Origin of the sequence: Sulfuriflexus sp. (assembly GCF_032250955.1) — a bacterium.
GTDB lineage: Bacteria > Pseudomonadota > Gammaproteobacteria > AKS1 > AKS1 > Sulfuriflexus.
Genome location: NZ_JAVVES010000032.1, coordinates 1 through 20,605, shown reverse-complemented (window position 1 = coordinate 20,605; position 20,605 = coordinate 1). Strand labels below are relative to the sequence as shown.

At 53.7% G+C, this 20,605-nt stretch carries 20 protein-coding genes; 18 read left to right on the top strand and 2 right to left on the bottom strand.

From position 1 onward, the window contains the following. The first annotated feature begins 277 nt into the window (after positions 1-277). The 6 genes from RQ738_RS07585 (at position 278) to RQ738_RS07560 (ending at position 4,560) form a co-directional block, all read left to right on the top strand. Positions 278-586 carry a metalloregulator ArsR/SmtB family transcription factor gene (locus RQ738_RS07585; RefSeq protein WP_314163699.1) on the top strand — a complete coding sequence of 103 codons (309 nt, stop codon included), beginning with the start codon at positions 278-280 and terminating at the stop codon, positions 584-586. Between the two features lie 100 nt (positions 587-686). Beyond that, positions 687-1,124 carry a rhodanese-like domain-containing protein gene (locus RQ738_RS07580; RefSeq protein WP_314163697.1) on the top strand — a complete coding sequence of 146 codons (438 nt, stop codon included), beginning with the start codon at positions 687-689 and terminating at the stop codon, positions 1,122-1,124. A 57-nt stretch (positions 1,125-1,181) separates the two neighbouring features. Continuing rightward, positions 1,182-1,442 (top strand): glutaredoxin 3, encoded by a 261-nt coding sequence (gene grxC, locus RQ738_RS07575; protein WP_314163695.1) that lies wholly within the window; start codon positions 1,182-1,184, stop codon positions 1,440-1,442. A gap of 29 nt (positions 1,443-1,471) precedes the next feature. Then, entirely contained in the window at positions 1,472-1,945 is a 474-nt protein-coding gene (gene secB, locus RQ738_RS07570; protein WP_314163692.1) for a protein-export chaperone SecB, read from the top strand. Positions 1,946-1,963: 18 nt separating this feature from the next. After that, positions 1,964-2,962: an NAD(P)H-dependent glycerol-3-phosphate dehydrogenase gene (gpsA, locus tag RQ738_RS07565; protein WP_314163688.1), complete on the top strand. Its 999-nt coding sequence runs from the start codon at positions 1,964-1,966 to the stop codon at positions 2,960-2,962. A 326-nt stretch (positions 2,963-3,288) separates the two neighbouring features. Further along, complete coding sequence (locus tag RQ738_RS07560) at positions 3,289-4,560, top strand: NAD(P)/FAD-dependent oxidoreductase (protein WP_314163683.1); 1,272 nt, start codon at positions 3,289-3,291, stop codon at positions 4,558-4,560. A gap of 53 nt (positions 4,561-4,613) precedes the next feature. Here the strand turns inward: RQ738_RS07560 and RQ738_RS07555 are convergent, their stop codons facing one another. Beyond that, positions 4,614-6,785: an ATP-binding protein gene (locus RQ738_RS07555; protein ID WP_314163678.1), complete on the bottom strand. Its 2,172-nt coding sequence runs from the start codon at positions 6,783-6,785 to the stop codon at positions 4,614-4,616. A gap of 139 nt (positions 6,786-6,924) precedes the next feature. Beyond that, on the bottom strand, positions 6,925-7,389 hold the full coding sequence (gene trmL, locus RQ738_RS07550; RefSeq protein WP_314163725.1) for a tRNA (uridine(34)/cytosine(34)/5-carboxymethylaminomethyluridine(34)-2'-O)-methyltransferase TrmL: 465 nt from the start codon (positions 7,387-7,389) through the stop codon (positions 6,925-6,927). Positions 7,390-7,500: 111 nt separating this feature from the next. Here trmL and RQ738_RS07545 point away from each other — a divergent pair, with 111 nt between their 5' ends. The 12 genes from RQ738_RS07545 to RQ738_RS07490 all read left to right on the top strand — a co-directional run bounded on the left by RQ738_RS07545 (position 7,501) and on the right by RQ738_RS07490 (position 20,519). Further along, a complete protein-coding gene (locus RQ738_RS07545) occupies positions 7,501-8,433 on the top strand; it encodes a dihydroorotate dehydrogenase (RefSeq protein ID WP_314163673.1) in 933 nt (310 codons plus the stop codon). 138 nt (positions 8,434-8,571) lie between these two features. Continuing rightward, the gene (locus RQ738_RS07540) at positions 8,572-10,344 is read left to right on the top strand and encodes a GspE/PulE family protein (RefSeq protein WP_314163669.1); all 1,773 of its coding nucleotides are present in this window, start codon (positions 8,572-8,574) and stop codon (positions 10,342-10,344) included. A gap of 2 nt (positions 10,345-10,346) precedes the next feature. Continuing rightward, entirely contained in the window at positions 10,347-11,573 is a 1,227-nt protein-coding gene (locus RQ738_RS07535) for a type II secretion system F family protein (protein WP_314163663.1), read from the top strand. 7 nt (positions 11,574-11,580) lie between these two features. Continuing rightward, a complete protein-coding gene (locus RQ738_RS07530) occupies positions 11,581-12,216 on the top strand; it encodes a type II secretion system protein (RefSeq protein ID WP_409929533.1) in 636 nt (211 codons plus the stop codon). A gap of 55 nt (positions 12,217-12,271) precedes the next feature. Beyond that, entirely contained in the window at positions 12,272-12,742 is a 471-nt protein-coding gene (locus tag RQ738_RS07525) for a type II secretion system protein (RefSeq protein WP_314163653.1), read from the top strand. A 131-nt stretch (positions 12,743-12,873) separates the two neighbouring features. Beyond that, positions 12,874-13,344 carry a type II secretion system protein gene (locus tag RQ738_RS07520; protein ID WP_314163650.1) on the top strand — a complete coding sequence of 157 codons (471 nt, stop codon included), beginning with the start codon at positions 12,874-12,876 and terminating at the stop codon, positions 13,342-13,344. Beyond that, positions 13,344-13,808, top strand: a complete 465-nt coding sequence (locus tag RQ738_RS07515) for a prepilin-type N-terminal cleavage/methylation domain-containing protein (protein WP_314163645.1) — start codon at positions 13,344-13,346, stop codon at positions 13,806-13,808. Before RQ738_RS07520 ends, RQ738_RS07515 begins: the two co-directional genes overlap by 1 nt. Then, a complete protein-coding gene (locus RQ738_RS07510; protein ID WP_314163642.1) occupies positions 13,808-14,653 on the top strand; it encodes a type II secretion system protein in 846 nt (281 codons plus the stop codon). Before RQ738_RS07515 ends, RQ738_RS07510 begins: the two co-directional genes overlap by 1 nt. Beyond that, positions 14,650-15,081, top strand: a complete 432-nt coding sequence (locus RQ738_RS07505; protein WP_314163640.1) for a hypothetical protein — start codon at positions 14,650-14,652, stop codon at positions 15,079-15,081. The genes RQ738_RS07510 and RQ738_RS07505 overlap by 4 nt, the downstream gene beginning before the upstream one ends. Positions 15,082-15,095: 14 nt before the next feature. Continuing rightward, positions 15,096-15,611: a sigma-70 family RNA polymerase sigma factor gene (locus RQ738_RS07500; RefSeq protein WP_314163636.1), complete on the top strand. Its 516-nt coding sequence runs from the start codon at positions 15,096-15,098 to the stop codon at positions 15,609-15,611. Further along, the gene (locus RQ738_RS07495) at positions 15,608-16,003 is read left to right on the top strand and encodes a hypothetical protein (RefSeq protein WP_314163631.1); all 396 of its coding nucleotides are present in this window, start codon (positions 15,608-15,610) and stop codon (positions 16,001-16,003) included. Before RQ738_RS07500 ends, RQ738_RS07495 begins: the two co-directional genes overlap by 4 nt. 13 nt (positions 16,004-16,016) lie before the next feature. Next, a complete protein-coding gene (locus RQ738_RS07490) occupies positions 16,017-20,519 on the top strand; it encodes a LamG domain-containing protein (protein WP_314163626.1) in 4,503 nt (1,500 codons plus the stop codon). The last annotated feature ends 86 nt before the right edge of the window (positions 20,520-20,605 follow it).

Sequence of the window (20,605 nt, the reverse complement as noted above, 5' to 3'; positions counted from 1 at the left end):
TAACTCGAATGCGTAAACGGGCGCATATTGTAGCATATGTGGCCGCGACAATGCGGTCTGCAGCCTTATCTATAAGTCTAACCTATTACTATAATCAGGTTTGCACTTACCCGGAAAACGGTACATTATTGTATAACCTTTTTATTATATATGAACATATAGAAATTAGACGCCTCCTGTTTATTACCCGAAGGCGAACAAGGGAATCAGCGCTGGCCGTTTAGCGCTCTGGCTGATTGATAAACCATTTATGCAGGTAGTCAGAATGAACACAGTTATGGATACTTTACTTATATCTCGTGATGAAGACATCGATCGCGCCTCGCGTTCACTCAAAGCCATGTCTCATCCGCTACGACTGAAGATCCTGTGCACACTCGGAGCACGTGAAATCAGCGTGCAAGACATTGTTGAAAATGTGGGCACTTCTCAAAGCAATATTTCACAGCACCTGGCTATACTCCGTGACAAGGGCATCCTCGCCTCGCGCAAGGACGCAAACCGCGTATATTATCGGGTTGGCGATGAGCGCACCTTGCGGCTTATCGGCATGATGCGTGAAGTATTCTGTAACGCTAGCATTTAACATCGAGCTTCTACAATACGTAACATAAGGTGCTCAGCGCCTGGATCGCTGCTATCATGCTGCATCTTTCACTACCGCTTCCGGCCCCAATACAAACACTATGCAACAATTCATTGAATTCGCTACCAACCACTGGGATCTGTTTCTTGCCCTCCTCATTATCCTGCTCATGCTTTCAGGCACGACCCTGATAAGCGCCCTTCGTGGCATCAGGCAGGTTGGTCCCGAGGAGGCAACACAACTGATTAACCATGATGGCGGCGTTGTCATTGATGTGCGCGATGACAAGGAATATGCCGAGGGGCATATTATCAATTCCCTGCATGTACCCATGGCCAGTGTGCAATCACGCATCGCCGAACTGGAAAAATACAAGCAGAAACCAGTCATTGTCAGCTGTCGCAGCGGTGCCCGTTCCAGTACCGTGAGTGGCTGGCTGCGTAAGCATAATTTTGAAAATGTCGCCAATCTCAAGGGCGGCGTTATGGCCTGGCAAAATGCCGGTTTGCCCTTGAGTAAGAAGAAGAGTAAGAAATAACCGCCAGCATCAAGCTGAAGAAATAATCACTAACCTTTTTACAGAGTCCTTATAGTTATGCCACATGTTACTGTCTACTGCACTGCTGTATGTCCATATTGCGTACGCGCACTGAAGTTACTTGCCAACAAGGGAGTAGAAGTCGAGGAGATTCGCGTCGATCAGTTTCCCGAGAAACGTGCTGAAATGGAAGCCCGCGCCAACGGCCTCACCAGTGTGCCGCAAATTTTTATCGATGATGCACATGTCGGTGGTTTCGACGAGCTTTCAGAACTGGACATCGATGACGAGCTCGATCCCATGCTGGGTCTGGGCTGATAAACACAGAACTAATCAACGGAAGCGTCATGAGCGAAGAAAACACAAGCACAACACCTGAACAGGTCTTTGTTATCCAGAAGGTCTATACCAAGGACATCTCATTCGAAACACCAAACACACCGGAAGTCTTCCGCAACGATGACTGGCAGCCAAACATCAATCTGCAATTGCAGAGCCGTTCCAAGCCTCTCGATGAAAATGTGTTTGAAATTGTCCTCATGGTAACCGTGACCGCCAAGGTAGATGAAGAAACCACGGCCTACCTGGCTGAGGTCCAGCAGGCGGGTATTTTCCGTATCGATGGTTTCGGCGACGAGGAAATGCGTTACATGCTCGGCAGCTACTGTTCAAATATCCTCTTCCCGTTCGCCCGCGAAGTCATCTCCGACCTCGTCACACGGGGCGGCTTCCCGCAATTACTGCTGGCCCCGGTCAACTTCGACGCCCTGTTTTCACAACAGCAGGAACAGGCAGCGGCGAGCAACGAAACCCTGCAATAAACCGCTGCGGTGACAACCATGGCTGCCAACTGTGTCAGTGTCTTCGGTGCCGGTTCCTGGGGCACGGCACTGGCCATCCTCCTGTCACAAGGCCAGCGGCCCGCCGTACTCTGGGGGCATAACCCCGACCACCAGGCGGCACTGGCCGGCGCCCGCTGTAATGAAGGCTATTTACCGGGTATCGCATTTCCCGACAGCCTCCGCATCGAAGCGGATATCGCCACCGCCGTCACGGCCTCACCGCTCCTGCTTATTGCCGTGCCCAGCCATGTGTTTCGCGAAACCCTCAAACGCATCCGGCCCTTCCTGCAGGCAGGCCAGAAAATTGCCTGGGCAAGCAAGGGCCTCGAACCCGACACCCACCAGTTGCTCCATACCATTGCCGAACAGGAACTGGGCGAACAATACCCGCTGGCCGTCGTCTCCGGACCGACCTTTGCCCGGGAGGTGGCCAGTGGCCTGCCCACCGCGGTCACGGTTTCCTCCAGGGACAGTGCCTTTGCCGAACAGCTGGCCGCGCGCCTGCACACCGAAACCTTCCGTGCCTATACCGGCACCGACGTGGTCGGTGTCGAGATCGGTGGCGCCGTCAAGAATGTCCTCGCCATTGCCGCCGGCATCGCCGACGGTCTGGGCTTTGGTGCCAACACCCGCGCGGCCCTGATTACGCGCGGCCTTGCCGAAATGTCACGGCTCGGACAACGCCTCGGCGCCGATGCCGATACCTTTATGGGTCTGGCCGGGCTCGGTGATCTGGTCTTGACCTGTACCGATGATCAGTCACGCAACCGCCGTTTCGGCAAGGCCATTGCCGCCGGCAACAGCGCCGAGCAGGCCTTTACCGATATCGGCCAGGTTGTCGAAGGTGCGAAAACGGCCCGGGTCTTACATGAGCTGGCGGCGAGCGCAGGTGTCGATATGCCCATCAGTGAACAGGTCTACCAGGTCATCTATGCAAACCACGACCCCCATAAGGCCGTCCGGGATTTGTTACAGCGCGAGCAAAAGGCCGAGTAAATCTGATTGCTGATTCAGGATTGCTGAATGATGATTGTGATTATACCTTGACGTCATCCTGGTGATTCCTGTCCACACACAGGGATGACTTGCTACCCTTGTCTCCGAACGGTCGCCCCTGATCAACTCTGTTCCCTGGAAGAATATCCTTAACCTCGTTACCTTTAATCGGGGCATTTTATGCGTTTGTCTAAAATTTAAAAGCAGACGCGATGCAACGGGAATTAGCTGATTTTGTGTGTTTTTTATACGCAGTATCATCAGGCGTTTTTTCAGGCATAGCTGTCATACTGAAAGGTAATCATTGCTTGATTCAGGAGAATTGCATGGCCCACGTTATTGTCCTCGGCGCAGGTATTGGTGGCCTGCCTGCTGCATTTGAATTACGACAGACACTGGGCAACGAACATCAAATTACGCTCATTAACGCCAATGACTATTTCCAGTTCGTGCCCTCCAATCCCTGGCTGGCCGTCGGCTGGCGGACGCGTGATGCCATTACGCTGCCGCTTAAACCACTCCTGAAAAAACACAATATCGACTTCGTTACCGGCTGGGTCAGCCGTATCGATGCCGAGGCTAACCGGCTTTTTTTCGAGGACGGTAATGAGATCAATTATGATTACCTGCTCATTGCCACCGGCCCGCAACTGGCCTTTGAGGAAGTGGAAGGCAGCGGACCGACAAACGGTTTTACCCAGTCGGTATGTACGGTAGACCATGCCGAAAAGACCCATGCGGATGTCAAAAGGCTACTCGACGACCCCGGTCCGGTAATCGTCGGTGCCGTGCAATTTGCCAGTTGCTTCGGTCCGGCCTATGAATATGCGGCCATACTCGATACCGCCCTGCGTAAACACAAGCTACGAGACAAGGTGCCAATGACCTTCGTCACCAGCGAACCCTATGTGGGCCATCTCGGCCTCGGCGGTGTGGGTGATTCCAGGGGCTTGCTCGAGCATGAGCTGCGTAACCGGCATATAAACTGGATAACCAATGCCCGGGTTAGCAGAGTCGAGGCCGACACCATTTATATAGATCAACTGGATGAAGGTGGTGAGGTGGCAAAACAACATGAATTGCCCTTCAAGCACGCCATGTTATTGCCCGGCTTCAAGGGTGTTGCCCCGGTTGCCGAGGTGGAGGGCCTGTGCAATCCGCGTGGTTTTGTCATGGTCGATGCCCACCAGCGCAGCCCGAAATACCCGAACATCTATTCGGCCGGGGTCTGCATCGCCATCCCGCCGGTTGAAACCACGCCGGTGCCGACCGGGGCCCCGAAAACCGGTTACATGATCGAGTCCATGGTGGCGGCCATTGTGCAGAACATCCAGGCCGAACTTGCAGGCAGGCCGGTTACCGCCACGGCCACCTGGAATGCCTTCTGCCTGGCTGACCTGGGGGATACCGGGGCGGCGTTTATTGCCCTGCCGCAGATCCCGCCCCGAAATGTCACCTGGTTCAAAAAAGGCAAATGGGTGCACTGGGCAAAGATAGCCTTCGAGAAATACTTCCTCTACAAGATGCGTAATGGTAAATCCGAGCCCAGTTATGAAAAGTGGGCGCTGAAGATCATGGGCATCATGCGCCTGAAATAGCGCCTGCTATAACTCGATAATAATCAACCCGACATCAAATACCCTTACCTGGCCTACTGATTTTGAGTATTTATCGGTAGCAACAGGCTAACTTTTGTCCCTCTGCCCTCTTTTGACTGCAGCAGCAAGTGACCGCCATTTTGATGCACTATGCCGCGCACCATGGTCAATCCCAGCCCGGGCGTTTGCGCAACAAGCCGGGCGCTCTCCTTGGTCGAAAAGAAGGGGTCAAAGATCCTGTCCATCATGTCTGCACTGATCCCCGGACCATTGTCACGCACGCTGATCTGGATATGCTTCCCTTTAATCGGTTTGCCGCAGTTCACGCAGAAATCAGAAACCGGCTCAACCACTTTCAGCTCAACGTTGATATCTCCGCCATCAACAAGTGCCTCCCCGGCGTTCTCCAGTAACTCCTTGAGGGCTTTATCAAGTAGTTCTGCATTTGCGTTGATCATGGGCAAATGGCTATCTGCGCACAAGGCAATGTTGATATTTTCCGGCCACCTGGCTTTCGCCTCGGCAACTGCAATACCGGCAATATCCCCGACATTAATCCTTGCCTGTATATCAATCCTGTCGTGCCTGGACATTGCTATCTTGGCTATCAAGGCCTCTGCATTAACTGCTTGCTCCATGGATTTCTGAAGGAACATCTTTATTTCATCCATGGCACCGGCGCCATCACTACTAACCTTGTGAATCGAGAGCTGTATATATCCCATAATGCTGCTAAGCAGGTTGTTAAAATGGTGGGGTACACTTTTGGATAATTGCGAGGTTACCTGCATCTCATGCAGCCGCTTTTCGTACATGTCACTCAGGTCATGGCCGACCGAGAGAAAATACATTGCCTCACCCTTTGCGCCCCGGAACGGCATGATTCTCTTGGCCTCGTAGTAAATGCTGCCGTCTTTCTTCTTGTTGGCAAAGACACCTTCAAATGTTTCGCCGCTTTTAATCGTCGACCATAACAATTTGTAAAAATCTTCCGGGTGATGCCCTGATTTTAATATGCCTGGTCCTTTGCCCACGACTTCTTCCGCCTTGTAGCCGGTACAGCGCTCGAATGCGGAATTAACAAACCGGAATTTCCCATCCGCCCCCACAACATATATCAATTCGTCACTCTGCTCGATGATGTTGGAATAAGTCGTTAACAGGCTGGTAGCATATACCTGTTGTGCAAAACGCCTGCCCCGCAAGACACTGACGGGCAATATCAATAACAGCAGCAGCGCCGTTCCGGCTATAAAAAACGGCCTTCCGGAATTAATAGCCGCGGATAACGATTCCGCATCTACGTATGAGAACAGACGCCACTCGATTTCCTGCAGAAAAGGCCCTGTGCTCTCGGGGCCGAGCCGGATCGGCAAGGTTCGATATGTGAATAATCCTTGTTCGTTTCTGAACTGGCCGGCCGGTAAGGCCATCATCTGCTGCCAGGCTTCGATATTTACTGTTGAAAAATTCCGGCTGTGTACAGGCCGGGGGCTGCGGGCTTTATCTGTATCGCTGCCATATAACCAATAACCATCGTCGTTAAACAGCATCAAGCCGCGCTGTCCGACAATTTCATCGCCGGCTATCTTGTCGAGCAGTTTATCCACCAACAGATTCAAGACAAGAATGCCTTTCCGCTCGCCTTGTGTATTTACTACGGGGGTTGCCAGCCGAATCATTGGCATGGCCGGTCTTGCACTTTTTTGCTGCTTTATATCAGAAGCCGACTGTGACACAAAAATCGTGCCTGGCTTTAATGACACCGTCTGCTGAAAATAATGCCTGTGAGATTCATTTTCCAGGTCGGGTTCTGCCACGGCATAGGCGACACGCCCGGAGTGATCGACTTTCACGGTCTCCATTCCGGATGCATCAACCAGGTATATTTGCTGATAGATGCGTTTGATGTTCGCCACATCAATAAATTCTTTTGCCAGCAGCTTTTTCTCTGCGCCGGCATTCCTGAACAGGTGCTTTTTTTCTGCCAGGATTAGCACATCACCAAGAGCGCCGCGAAACACCTCATCCAGAATGGGTGTTGCGGATATGAGAAACCTGGACTCGTTTTCAGCCAAGGCGGTGTATTTCATTCCGCGGTCGATGTAATAACCAACAATACTTAAGGCAATAACTACAGCAGCGGCTGCCACAAAAATCTTGATCGCTGAACGCACTGCCTCTGTTCTGTCATACATGCCTTCAAGGGCTAGCGGGAACGCCATACAACTACTCCTTACCCACACCCGATAAGATATAACCAAATCTTAGACTAATTTTACGCCAGGAAACCTTGTTAGAATATTCAAATGCCGGCATAAACGTGTAACTGACGCATTTATATGGGGTTTACGCTATAAATATTCAGCCGGCCCCGGCAAAGCCATGCTGCCGCCAGGCCTCATAGGCGATCACGGCTACGGTATTGGACAGGTTCAGACTACGTGAACCGGGCTGCATGGGCACACGCAAACACTGTCCAGGCGGCAGACTCTCAAGCACGGCCGCTGGCAGGCCGCGCGTTTCCGGACCAAACAGCAGGGCATCCCCGGCCACATACGTCACCTCTGCATAGCTCTGCGTGCCCCGCGTTGAGCACGCCAGGATGCGCGGCGGCTTCTCCCGCTCAATAAAACCCTGCAGGCTTTCGTGCTCGGTAACGGTGGCCATGTCCCGGTAGTCCAGGCCGGCGCGGCGGACACTTTTTTCATCGAGGTCAAAGCCCAGCGGGTGGATCAGGTGCAGACGCATGCCCGTGTTCGCACACAGACGCATGATATTGCCGGTGTTCGGCGGGATCTCGGGCTCAAAGAGGACGATGTGAAACATGGGTGTATGGTAATTGATGAATGCTGGTTGCGGAATGATGATCGCCACCCCATTCAGCAATCATCAATCCTAATTCATCAATTTCTTCTCCATCTGCTATACAATATCTGAATGAATCCACTTTCTATCGATTTTTGTGGTCTGCAACTGAATTCCCCGATCATGCTGCTCTCGGGCTGTGTCGGTTTTGGGCATGAATACACCCGCGTGGAAGGCTTTTCCCATGCCGACGTCGGCGGGGTGTGCCTGAAGGGTACGACCCTCGAGCCCCGCCTCGGCAATGCGCCGCACCGTATCTACGAAACACCGGCCGGCATGCTTAACGCCATCGGCCTGCAAAATCCCGGCGCGCGGCAGGTAGTGGATGAGATCCTGCCGACACTGGATTTTGCCGAGACTCGCTACATCGCCAATATCTCGGGCTCCAGTGTCGAGGAATATGCCCAGGTCGCCAGGATCTTTGACGATTCGCCGATCGATGCCATGGAGATCAATATCTCCTGCCCGAATGTGAAGGAAGGCGGGGTCGCCTTTGGTAACGACCCGGACATGTCAGCGCGCGTAGTCGCGGCCTGTCGGGCCAACACATCCAAGCCACTTATCACCAAGTTATCGCCAAATCAGACCGATATCGCCGACAATGCCCGACGTTGCATCGAGGCTGGCACCGACGGCCTGGCCGTGATCAACACCCTGATGGGCATGGCCATCGATATCGAGCAGCGCCGACCAGTGATTGGCAATAACCAGGGTGGCCTGTCCGGTCCGGCGATTAAACCCGTGGCCCTGCTCAAGGTACACCAGGTGTACCAGGTCGCCCGGCAGCACAATATCCCGATCATTGGCCAGGGTGGCATCACGACAGCCGAGGATGCGCTCGAGTTTCTCATTGCCGGTGCCAGCACCGTCGGCATCGGTACCGCGCTGTTTTATGACCCACTGGCCTGTAACACCATCAACCAGGGGATTCTCGACTATCTTCAGAGACACGGCCTGGGCTCTGTGGGGGAGCTTGTCGGCAGCCTGACCCTGAATAACAATTAAACTGCCTGCGACCACTAGATGAACTGTCTATCAAGTTTCGCTTAAAACTTCTTGATTTCTCATGGTTATTTGATTAAACCTTATAGATAGAATGCTGTATCGGGTAGTATTACCAGCTGTCAGGAAGGGGATAGGGTTTTGACTGGACAAGTACGTAAAAAGATTCGCCTCGGTGACCTGCTCGTTGAGCACAAGGCGATATCCGAAGAACAGCTCATGCAGGCCCTCGCCGACCAGAAAAAGTCCGGGCGTAAACTCGGCAAGGTGCTCATCGAAAACGGCTTTATCGATGAGGATAGCATGCTCGATATCCTCTCCCACCAGCTCCGCATTCCCTTTATTGACCTGAAATATTACAAGTACGACGCCGACACTGTGCGGCTCTTGCCGGAAACCCATGCCCGTCGCTACCGCGCCATTCCGCTCGACTCGAGCGGTGATGATGTGCTGGTCGGCATGGCTGACCCGACCGACATCTTCGGTTACGACGAAATCTCGAATATTCTGAAACGGCCAATCCGCCAGGCCCTGGTTCGCGAAACGGATCTGCTGTCTACCATCGACTCGGTTTTTCGTCGTACCCAGGAAATCTCTGAATTCGCCGAGGAGCTTGGGGAGGAGCTTTCAGATAATGATTTTGATATTGCCGCGCTTGGTGAGGCCGCCGATGTAGCGGATGCGCCGGTTGTCAAACTGCTGCAATCGATGTTTGAAGATGCCGCGCAAGTCGGCGCCTCGGATATCCATATTGAACCCGACGAACACGTGTTGCGTTTGCGCCAGCGCATCGACGGCATCCTGCATGAAACCGTGATGAAGGAAAAGCGCATTGCCACGGCACTGGTTTCACGCCTCAAGCTCATGTCGGGGCTGAACATCTCGGAGCGCCGCCTGCCACAGGACGGCCGCTTTAACATCAAGGTTAAGGATAAGAGTATCGACGTGCGTCTATCGACCATGCCGGTGCAGTATGGCGAGTCGGTGGTGATGCGCCTGCTTGATCAATCCCACGGTATGCTCGATCTCAATCAGCTCGGGATGCCCGAGGATATTGCGACGCGCTTTAAACAGATTATCCGGCAACCGCATGGCATGGCCCTGGTGACGGGGCCGACAGGTAGCGGTAAGACCACGACGCTGTACGCGGCACTGAACCTGTTAAACCACCCCGAGAACAAGATCATTACCGTGGAAGACCCGGTTGAATACCGCCTGCCGCGGATTAACCAGGTGCAGGTCAACCCGGCCATTAACCTGACCTTTGCCCGCGTGCTGCGCGCGGCCCTGCGCCAGGACCCGGACATCGTACTGGTCGGGGAAATGCGTGACCATGAAACGGTCGAGATGGGCCTGCGTGCCGCCATGACCGGTCACCTCGTGCTCTCGACGCTGCACACCAATGATGCGGTCAGTACCGCGCTGCGCCTGCTTGATATGGGTGCCGAGGGTTTCCTTGTTGCAAGCGCCCTGCAGGCCGTGCTCGCCCAACGCCTGATCCGGCGTATTTGTGAAAGCTGTGTCGAAGACTACACACCGCAGACCCACGAATGGGCCTGGGCACAGCAACTGATCGGTGACCGGACTGATACCGTGCAGTTCAAACATGGTGCCGGCTGTCCGCACTGTAATAACACCGGCTATCGTGGTCGTATCGGCGTCTATGAATTGCTCGAGATCAATAACAACCTGGCGGATGCCCTGCGGCGGAATGATGCTGCCGGCTTTACCCGGGCGGCCCAAAACCAGAAAAACTTCCGGACCCTCGCGCAAACGGCAATGGACAAGGCCGAGGCCGGCATAACCACGATTGAAGAAGTCATGCGCATCGCCGGTGATGTGAACACCGATGCGGAAGAGTTTGAACTGCCGTTATCGCCCATAGAGGCCGCGACAGGGGTTAGCGGCGCCTGAGCATGAACACCTTTCACTACAAGGGCCGCACCAATCGCGGCGACGCTATTGAAGGCAGGCTCGAGGCCTCCAGCGCCGACGCCGTTGCCACCCAGCTTTTCAACAGCGGCATCACCCCGATCGACATTACCGAGGCGAAGACCACCAAGAGCACGTCGATCAACCTTAACGATCTGTTTGGCGCGGGCGTAAAACTCGATGACCTGGTGCTGTTCAGCCGCCAGATGTACACCCTGATGAAATCCGGTGTGCCGATCATTCGCTCCATCACCAGCCTTGCCGAATCCACGCGCAACCAGACCCTGGCAAAGGCCCTGCGTCATGTTGTCGAAGATCTGGAATCAGGACGCGAACTCTCTAATGCCCTGTCCCGGCACCCGGATATCTTTGCCAATCTTTACGTGAGCATCATCCAGGTGGGTGAAAACACCGGTCGTCTCGATGAGGCCTTTCAGCAGATTGCCCAATACCAGGAGCTGGAAAAGGATACACGGGATCGCATCAAGACCGCGATGCGCTACCCGATGGTGGTCATCCTGGCGATTGTCGGGGCTGTCGCGGTTATCAACCTGTTCGTGATCCCGGCCTTCGCCAAGGTCTATGCCAAATTTGACGCCGAACTGCCCTGGGCGACGAAGTTCCTGATCGCGACCTCTAACTTCACGGTTACTTACTGGCCTTACATCCTCGCCGGCCTGATCCTCGCCGGTGTCGGTTTGAATATGTACCTGAAGACCGAAAACGGCCGTTACAAATGGCATAAATACAAGCTGCGCATTCCCGTTGTTGGCAGCATTATCAATCGTTCCCTGCTGGCGCGTTTTGCGCGCTCCTTTGCCATGGCCACGCGCGCCGGGGTGCCGCTGATTCAGACCATGACGGTAGTTTCGCGCGCCGCCGATAATGACTACCTGGCTGAGCGCATCCTGCAGATGCGTAACGGCGTCGAACGTGGCGACACCCTGACCCGCACCGCCGCCGCCACCGGCATGTTTACGCCGCTGGTGCTGCAAATGATGGCCGTGGGCGAGGAAACCGGTGCCATCGACGACCTGTTGCAGGAGGTGGCGGAGTATTACGAACGCGAGGTCGATTACGATCTGAAAAACCTCAGCTCGGCCATTGAGCCGATCCTGATCGTCGCCATCGGCATTATGGTCTTCATTCTCGCCCTCGGGGTCTTCCTGCCGATGTGGGACCTGGCCGCCGCCGCCCGGGGCGGGCGTTGACAAAACCATGAATACGCCTAAGATATATGCTATAACTCATTGTCAATACGGAAAAATACTGTCTCCATCGTGGGCTGTAAACAAGCGGGGGAAACAGCGCGGCTTTTCGCTTTTAGAGCTTGTCGTGGTGATTACGATCATCAGCCTGCTGTTTATCGTCGCGGTAGACAAGCTCCTGGTGCTCCGTGTTGAAGCCGAGCGCACGGCAATGCAACAGGTGCTGGGTAGCCTGCGCAGCGCCATGAGTATCGACATAGCCAGCAAGATTGCCGGAAATGCTATCCCGACGATCGCCGAGGCAGAGGGCAGCAACCCGATGCAGTGGCTCTCGGAACGCCCGGAAAATTATATCGGGCTGAAAAACGAGGCCGAGCCCACCGATATCGCGCCGGGCAAATGGTATTTTGATAAGCACTATGGTTACTTGATATACCGCGTAAGTAATGCGGCGTATTTTCAGACCAACCTCGACGGTCCGACCGTTGCGCGCTTCCGGGTGGTACTGGACTACACCGATGTTGATGATGACGGGGTATACACCGCCGGCATCGACAAAATTCACGGCCTTGGACTGGCGGCCGTTGAGCCTTACAAATGGGTAAATGAGCCGGTCACTGTAGAGGACTACACCCATAACAAGTGACTGCGTCACCACCATTAAAACAGCACCATCTTTTGGAGATTTGAGGAGTATGAATATGAAAAAACAGCAAAGTGGTTTTACCCTGATTGAACTCGTTATCGTTATCGTCATCCTTGGCCTGCTCGCTGCAACAGCCCTGCCACGTTTTGCTAACCTGACAGGCCAAGCAGAGCAAGCGGCAACCCAGGGCGCCCTTGGTGCTGCTAAATCGGCGGCAGGTATCGCACATGCTACCTGGCTGACCACGGGCCAAGGTGCAACGATTACACTTGAAGGCGTGAATATCGCAATGATCAATGGCTACCCGAGTGGTGATGATGCAGATGTTGCTATTGGTGCTACTATTGCTGAAGCCGCCGGCGTTAACGTCGATTTTACCGTTACTGATGATAACGCTGACCCCGCTATCATGACTATCACTAACACTGCGGGCAATTGTCAGTTTACCTATACTGAGGCGGCCGGCGCCAACCTGGCACCCACCTTCTCAGCGGTAACTGCTACTGCTGGTAATACCTGTCCATAATCGTAGCTTCTCATTACGATATAAAAGCAGGGTTTTTATAATCCTGCTTTTTTTTGCTTACCCATCTTTAATTTAATTTTGCGAATATTAAGCTAAAATAATTGCATAAAATTATTTACTGGGATTACGAAATGCCTGCTCCTCAAGAAAGAAATTTAAGGGGTTTCACCTTAGTCGAACTGGTTTTGATTATGGTTATAATCGGCTTTCTTTCTGTTACGGCACTCCCTAAATTCTTTAGTCAGGATGACTTTGAAAACCGTGGCTTTTATACCGAGGTCCTTAATGCCGTGCGCTATGCCCAGCAACTGGCGGTGGCCATTAACTGCGATACCCAGGTTGCATTGACTGGTAACAGCTACACCGTCACCATTGCCGATAACCCAAGCATTTGCGATGGTAGCGCTATTGCCACGTCGGCACCTGACCCCGTCACGGGCCAGTCGGGGTTCACCGGCAACAGCAGCTCGGCAACGATTAGCAGCAGTGCCGGCTCATTCAGCTTCAATGCTCTCGGCCAGGCCAGCACGGATGTTACCGTTAGTGCCGGTGGCTATTCTTTCCGGGTCATTCGTGAAACCGGCTACATTCAGGAAATCTAGTGCAAGATCTTCGTAAACAAGCCGGTGTCACCTTTGTTGAACTGATCATCACGATCCTCGTCATTGGCATCGCCGTGACCGGCATCCTGCAGGTCATGACCCTCAATACCGCTTCCAGTGCCGACCCGATGATACGCCACCAGGCGATCGCGATTGCCGAGGCCTACCTGGATGAGATCCTGGCCAAGGAATTTACCGACCCCGGTGGTCCGGCCGAGGCCGGTCGCGCTGACTATGATGACATCAATGACTATGCCGTAATTAATAATGCCCCCGTGCAGGATCAAAACGGCAACCCCATTGGTGACCTTAATGGCTACACGGTAACCGTCTCTGTTACCGGCGAGGCGCTTGGCCCGCCCGGTGCGCAGGTTGATGCAGCGAATGCCAGCCGGGTCACGGTGACGGTCAACACACCGGACAAGCATAGCGTTGCCGTGAGCGGCTACCGGACGAACTACTGATGCGATACTTCCGGCAACAAGGCTTTACCCTGGTGGAGATGATTATCGTCATCGTCATCAGCGGTATCTTGTTGAGTGTGGTGTCGGTATTTATTGCCCAGCCCATACAGGGCTTCATTGATCTAAGCCGGCGGGCAACCCTGGTTTATTCAGCAGAAAATGCCCTGCGCCGCATGCAGCGCGATATACGCCGCGCCTTGCCTAACAGTGTGCGCGTGAGCGGCAATGCCCTTGAGCTTATAAGCACCGTTGAGGGGGCGCGTTACCGAGCCTCACCGCCACCCGGCGATCCGGACAGGCGTCTTCAGTTCACGCTTGCCGATTCGGACTTTGATGTCCTCGGTAACCTGTCCAGCGTTGGCGTGGCCAACCTTCTGGTGGCTATTTATAACATCGGTGCTGTCGATTCCGCGGGCCTGCCCCTGGATGGCTCAAATGCCTACGCCGCCGGTACCAGTAATGTGATTACACCACCCGGGACGACTGTTAACATCACACAAAATGGTGATGAAGATCATATCGAGATCGTCGATGGCTGGCAGTTCAGTCACGAATCCCCTTCAAGGCGTTTATACCTGGTGGATACGGCCGTGTCCTATGTCTGCAATGGTGGCCAGCTGGTTCGATATACCGGTTATGACTTTACGAATGCGGTGCAACCCAACCCGCCTGCCGGTGGTATAGCCCGGCTGATGGCCGACAATGTTGCGGCATGCAGCTTTAGCTATGCCCCCGGCACCAATCAACGCTCCGGTGTCACCACGCTCGATCTCACGATTAGCGATACCGCAACAGGCGAACAGATCCGGCTCCTGCACCAGGTACACGTGGATAATGCACCATGATCGTGTTTACTAAACAAAAGGGCTTTTCACTTGTCACGGCGATCTTTCTGCTTGTCATACTCGCCTCGGTCGGGGCCTTCATGGTGACCATCGGCGGTACGCAACGCACAACCACCGTCGCCGCTATTCAGGGTGCGCGCGCCTTCCAGGCCGCGCGCAGTGGCATCGACTGGGCGGTTTATTCGCTTATTAATGCCGCCGATCCTGTCGATGCCTGTAGCAATACCATTGACCCGGGCAGCTTCACCCTCGCGGCTACCGGGCTGGACAATTTCACCGTCAGCCTGGATTGTTCCTCCACTTCTCATACGGAAGCCGGGCCGGCCGATAATGTAAAAATCTTCGCCATCACCGCCGAGGCCCGTTTCGGAACCTACGGCAGCGCGGACTTTGTACGGCGGCGCATCTCAGCCACCATTTCCCCTTAAGGCCTGTTCAAGCAATGGACGCCGCAGGCCTCATAAAACGTTTCTGCCGCAAGGGCGATCAGCCTGCATTCAACCGCTTTTATCGTGCCCAGGCCGACAGGCTGTGGCGCTTTCTCTGTGCCCGCGGTGCCAGCCCGGAACACGCCTATGACCTGCTCAGCGAAAGCTTCGAGCGCTTTGTAAAAAATATCTGCAAGAATCCCGCGGCACCGGTCGCGTTTCTTTACCGCATTGCCGTTAACCTGCACATCGATAACCATCGCCGTGAGCAGGCGAGGCCAGCAGACTCAAATACCGAAGAGACCGAAGCCTGTTCCGACCCTGCCCAGCCCGCGGATGAACGTGAATGGGTACGTCGTTTGGTAAAAAAATTACCCCCGGATGAACAAAACCTGCTGCTGATGCGTTATTGGATAGGACTCACGCACCGGGAAATCGCGGCAAGCACCGGTTTACCCGAGGGCACGGTGCGCCGGCAGGCCGCCGCGAGCCTGAAAAAACTACGCCAAAACTGGCCGGAGAACGAATGAACATCCCCTGCCCAACAGATGATCGGCTTAAGCAATTGATTTCTGAGGCATTTGACGAACTGCCCCGTGCGGAGTCTGTACGTCTGGAAAAGATCGGTCACCGCCTTGGTAAATTGGCTGGATGTCGTAAACCGTCACGATCAAAAACTCAGCATTGGCTATTCTGGCTGTTATTTGGGGCCAGTTTGACGGCAGCGGCCTGGTGGGGTGACGAAAAATTATTTACGCTTATTTCATCCGCGCCAGTAGCACCAGTACATTCGCCCGCGACCGAACCTGCTGCCAGCAACCATTCAAAACCACCTGCATCCGCTGATAAACAATACCTTGATCCTAAACAGCCTATCGAACAACAAGATAGCGCCGTGATCTATCGGCGTGAGCAGTATTAACAGGGCAAATGCTATGAAACGATTAATGCAAAAGATTCCACTCATGATATTTGCTCGCCTGCTCGCATTGCTGATCGTAGTGTCTCTGCCAGAGCAGGCCCTTGCCGCCATCTCCGCCCCCAATGTCTCGTCACAGACCTTTGGCAGCAATAATGTCCATAGCATCTCTCATAACCTTATTGCGGGTGCTGATCGTATCTTGCTCATCAACACCTCAACAGAAAGCGGTGATCAATATCTGATCCAGAGCATCACCATTAATGGCGGCGGCAATGTGGGCATTCTCGTCAACCAGGTACGCAACACCTCCGGAGTCGGACACCGCGTTGAAATGTGGCGAGTTATGGAGGCTCAACTTCCAGCCGCTGGAAACATCACCATTCAGGTTACCTGGAATGGAGATGTACGGCCGGGTATCGGTGTCATGTCTTTCTCTGGTGTCGCACAGCAACCAGCTGAGGCAACGGCGACCCAGACTTGTGCCAACTGCCAGACCATTAGTCAATCTATTACTACCCTGACCGATGCTGCCCTGATTGTTTCAAACGTCGGTAATGGCGATGGAGATAATTATCCTGATTCGGACCATGGTTCTGGACAGATTGAACTTTGGGATCAGCAACCCAGTAGTGCCAGACATGCAGGAACATACGAAATCACGACAAGCGCCGGGGCTGATATTCAGAGCCATCGTGCTGATAGCAGTGTCAATCGCCAGGCACAAGTGATCGCCGCGTTTGCCTCAAGCAGTGCCACACCACCATCCATCAATACACCACTTGCTTATTATGCCAGTGACGAAACCATATGGAGCGGGTCTGCTGGAGAAGTCATTGATCAATCGATAAATGCCTTCCATGCACAAGCCATGAACGGGGCCATTACTGAAAACTCTGATCCTGCTCTTGTCGGCAACCCCGGTACCTGTGGTTATGGTGAGTTCGATGGTAATAATGACTACATTGCCCTCCCGAATACATTCCCTGATCTTCAGGGCAGCTTTACTATCACCGCCTGGATACGGGCCGACAGTGGCGACCGTGACCGCCGTATTTTTGTTGATGATGAAAACAACAGCGGTGGCTATGCCTTGAGCCTTGGTGACGCGGGACCGGGGCAACTACGGTTCTTTTCGCGCGGCGTTAACCCCGTTAGCCTTGATACTAGCAGGGAAATACTTCCGAATCGCTGGTATTTCGTCTCGGCCGTTCACGATGCATCATCAAAAACACGTGAAATATTTGTCGATGGCGTAAGTGTTGCCAGTGGTACCTACACCGGAAACTGGGGTACGGATAACGGGATAGCCAGTATAGGCGGAGAAACGAATAATGCAGGTTCTGAAAATTCTAATAACTTCCGTTTTGACGGTAACATTGATGAGGTTCGCATCTATTCATATGCCTTATCCGGTACTGACATCACGGAAGTGATGAACCTACGCCATCCTTGCGGCACTACCCCTGCACTAACATGTGGACCTGTTCCCTCCACATACCCTGTTTTCAGCTCTGGTGATAATCTGGATGTCGACGATGACGTCACCATCGATGTTGGCAGCGGCCCTGTTTCTGTTCAGGATGGTGACAATAATGGCAATGCCATCGATGTGAGCGGGACAGTCGGCGACGTTATTTCTACGACACAGACACTGCCGACGATTGAACCAGCCACCTTCCCCGCAACAGGCAGTGTTAATATCAATATTCCAGACAATACTACCAGGACCATTGATGCTGCAGACAACCCACCAGGCAACGGCACTTATGACGACATCCGGGTGCGTGATAATGCCACGGCCAACTTTACGGGTGGCGGGCCGTTCTATATTGATAGACTTCGCGCCGATGACAATGCGACCATTAATTTTAGTGCCGGCACTTATTTCATCAATCGGCTGGAGGTTCGCGGTGATAATGTCACTATTAATGTCAGCGGCGCGGTACGTTTATTTATCGGTGATCGTTTCATCACGGGCAACAATGACGATAATCTGGTAGTCAACCAGGGCGGCAGTGTCGCTAACCTCGTCGTATTCCTGTACCCGAATGCTAAATTCGACATGGATGGCGAAGAACTTGATTTTACCGGTGTTATTTATGGCCCGGATTCCGGCGACATCAAGATCGATGACAACAGCAAGATTACCGGCGCCATTATCGGTGGCGATGAAATCGAGCTCGATGATGATGTCCAGCTAATCTACACGCCCTCCGTTGCCGCGGCTGTGGCCAGCATCACTACCTGCTCTAATGCCTTTAGCCACTTTGTCGTCATCCATGACGGGTTTGGCATTAATTGCGCGCCAGAAACTATCAGGATTGATGCTATCGGAACGGACGGCAACGCCTATGATGCCGGCGGCATTGGCGTTGTGCTCGACACCCAATCCGGCTCTGGCAGCTGGGCATCTATCGCCGGCAACACCGGTCTGTTCGCTGATACGACGCCCAATGATGGCCTGGCTACTTATACCTTCGCCAGCGGGGAAATCTCGGCCAGTTTCTCACTCGACTATTCCCAGGGCAGCAGCAATACACTGAACATCGCGGTGCGCGATCCGGTGACTAATGCCATTCTGGATAGTGATCTGGAGGGTGACCTCGTGTACTCGCCGAGCGGCTTTACGATCACCAACAGTCTATTATCCAATCCCTTTGATGGCAATATCCCTGTTTTCCCGCCGCAGGTCGCCGGTACGGACGTGCCGGTCTATATTACCGCCTATGGTCAAACCGATACGGACCCTGTATGTGGCGTAATCGAGGCTTATGATGGCCCCAAGCCTCTGCAATTCTGGTTTGATTATATCAATCCAGGCCGTGACAGCGGCATCAATCCCAGCATCAACACCGTCGCCATCCCGGACAATACTGAAGCGAATGCCCTCACCCAGCCTGCGCTCGGCCTGCTTACATTCACTGCCGGCCGCGCCTCAGTAACAACCAAATACAAGGACGTCGGCCGAATCAATCTCGGCGTCAAGGACACCACAGCGCACCCGAATCTTCCCAATGGTATCCGCGGCCAGCTCGGCATTATCTTTCGGCCTGCAGACATTCTGATCGATGCGGTCACCCGCGCCAATGGCACGGGTGACTACCTCAATGTTGTCGGCGATCTCACGGCCCCGGTATTGGCCGGTGCCGGCAATCCCTTCGCTGTGCGAGTGCGTGTTGTTGATGCCGAAGGCGACGTTACGCCCAATTATGGTTATGAGGATGCCTTACTGCCTGGCGGTGGCCCCGAGGGTATCAGGCTTCAGTCCGCCAACCTCGTTGAGCCAGTTGGTGGCTTTAATGCCACGACCAATGATGGGCTTATCGGCAATGCATCTGGATTGACTCGTACTGATGTAGATGGCACTACGCTGCTGGCCGACGGCTATTTCGCCGGGGTTAATTTCAGCTTTGATGAAGTCGGCATTATTTCCCTGCAGGCGGATATCGCCGATGACGACTATCTCGGTGCCGGCAATACAACAGGCACGGCCTCGACCAATGTCGGGCGTTTTATTCCGGACCGTTTCACGGTTACTGATAATGTCCCTGATTTTGCCGATGCCTGTACGACCTTCAGTTATATGGATCAGGCTTTCGGTTTTAATGTCGATCCCATCTTGACTGTCAATGCCCTGAATGAAGCCGGCACCCCAACACGCAACTATGACTTTAATGGTGTTACCAACTTCTGGCGCCTCAATTCAACCCTGGCAACGCGCAGTTATACCGATACCGCCACCAGTGGCCCCGCCGTATTTATACCGGATATTACCGGTTCTACGGTAACCGTTGGGGACACCACCAATGGTGATGGTGATGGCACCCTTACCATCAGCAATGAACAGTTTACCTATCTGCGCCCCGCCGATCCCTTCGACCTTGCGGGGGGCGGAGCCGATCCAGCAATTCCTTTTAATGCCCAGGCCGATCTCGTCATACCTGCAGCAGAACTGACAGATGATGACGGCGCCTGCCTGGATGCCGATAATGACGGTACCTGTGAGGCTTATACCCTTAATATTATCAATGGTCCAGAGCAGCGCTTCGGTCGCATAACAACCGCCAATGCCTTTGGCTCGGAACTGTTGCCCTTGCAGCTGCCAGTGTCTGTTCAGTATTTTCAGGATAGTACTAACGGTTTTGTCACCAGCACCGACGATACCTGTACCACGCTGACTGATGTGCCAGCCGGCCCACCAATATGGGGCGACATAAGCTTGCCGACAGCAAGCTATAGCGGGAATCTGGATGAAGGTGAAACATCGCCAACGGCGGTTAACTTTATCGGCGGTCTTGCCACCATCACACTCAGCGCACCGGGTTCAACGGCGGGTATTCCGAATACCGGTAGTGTCCTGGTCAATATCAGTGTCGATGACTGGCTCAAGTTTAACTGGGATGGTGTGGATCAAGGCGCCGATGCCAATCTAAATGATGATGATCCCTCGGCCACAGCCAGTTTCGGAATCTTCCACGGCAACGATGCAACGATCTATCGGCGGGAGCTATATTAATCGAAAATTGTAGGTCGATGAAATGGTCTCCTCCCCCCTTTATAAACGGCGTCGCAATGCGCCATGATGGAGGTGATATCAACCAT

What these genes read in the sequence shown, in the direction of transcription:
- RQ738_RS07545 (WP_314163673.1), top strand. Translation starts at nt 7,501, where the DNA reads ATGAATCCACTTTCTATCGATTTTTGTGGTCTGCAACTGAATTCCCCG.
- RQ738_RS07510 (WP_314163642.1), top strand. Translation starts at nt 13,808, where the DNA reads ATGCGATACTTCCGGCAACAAGGCTTTACCCTGGTGGAGATGATTATC.
- RQ738_RS07505 (WP_314163640.1), top strand. Translation starts at nt 14,650, where the DNA reads ATGATCGTGTTTACTAAACAAAAGGGCTTTTCACTTGTCACGGCGATC.
- RQ738_RS07500 (WP_314163636.1), top strand. Translation starts at nt 15,096, where the DNA reads ATGGACGCCGCAGGCCTCATAAAACGTTTCTGCCGCAAGGGCGATCAG.
- RQ738_RS07580 (WP_314163697.1), top strand. Translation starts at nt 687, where the DNA reads ATGCAACAATTCATTGAATTCGCTACCAACCACTGGGATCTGTTTCTT.
- RQ738_RS07495 (WP_314163631.1), top strand. Translation starts at nt 15,608, where the DNA reads ATGAACATCCCCTGCCCAACAGATGATCGGCTTAAGCAATTGATTTCT.
- RQ738_RS07560 (WP_314163683.1), top strand. Translation starts at nt 3,289, where the DNA reads ATGGCCCACGTTATTGTCCTCGGCGCAGGTATTGGTGGCCTGCCTGCT.
- gpsA (WP_314163688.1), top strand. Translation starts at nt 1,964, where the DNA reads ATGGCTGCCAACTGTGTCAGTGTCTTCGGTGCCGGTTCCTGGGGCACG.
- RQ738_RS07535 (WP_314163663.1), top strand. Translation starts at nt 10,347, where the DNA reads ATGAACACCTTTCACTACAAGGGCCGCACCAATCGCGGCGACGCTATT.
- RQ738_RS07490 (WP_314163626.1), top strand. Translation starts at nt 16,017, where the DNA reads ATGAAACGATTAATGCAAAAGATTCCACTCATGATATTTGCTCGCCTG.
- secB (WP_314163692.1), top strand. Translation starts at nt 1,472, where the DNA reads ATGAGCGAAGAAAACACAAGCACAACACCTGAACAGGTCTTTGTTATC.
- grxC (WP_314163695.1), top strand. Translation starts at nt 1,182, where the DNA reads ATGCCACATGTTACTGTCTACTGCACTGCTGTATGTCCATATTGCGTA.
- RQ738_RS07585 (WP_314163699.1), top strand. Translation starts at nt 278, where the DNA reads ATGGATACTTTACTTATATCTCGTGATGAAGACATCGATCGCGCCTCG.
- RQ738_RS07555 (WP_314163678.1), bottom strand. Translation starts at nt 6,785, where the DNA reads ATGGCGTTCCCGCTAGCCCTTGAAGGCATGTATGACAGAACAGAGGCA.
- RQ738_RS07525 (WP_314163653.1), top strand. Translation starts at nt 12,272, where the DNA reads ATGAAAAAACAGCAAAGTGGTTTTACCCTGATTGAACTCGTTATCGTT.
- trmL (WP_314163725.1), bottom strand. Translation starts at nt 7,389, where the DNA reads ATGTTTCACATCGTCCTCTTTGAGCCCGAGATCCCGCCGAACACCGGC.
- RQ738_RS07530 (WP_409929533.1), top strand. Translation starts at nt 11,581, where the DNA reads ATGAATACGCCTAAGATATATGCTATAACTCATTGTCAATACGGAAAA.
- RQ738_RS07520 (WP_314163650.1), top strand. Translation starts at nt 12,874, where the DNA reads ATGCCTGCTCCTCAAGAAAGAAATTTAAGGGGTTTCACCTTAGTCGAA.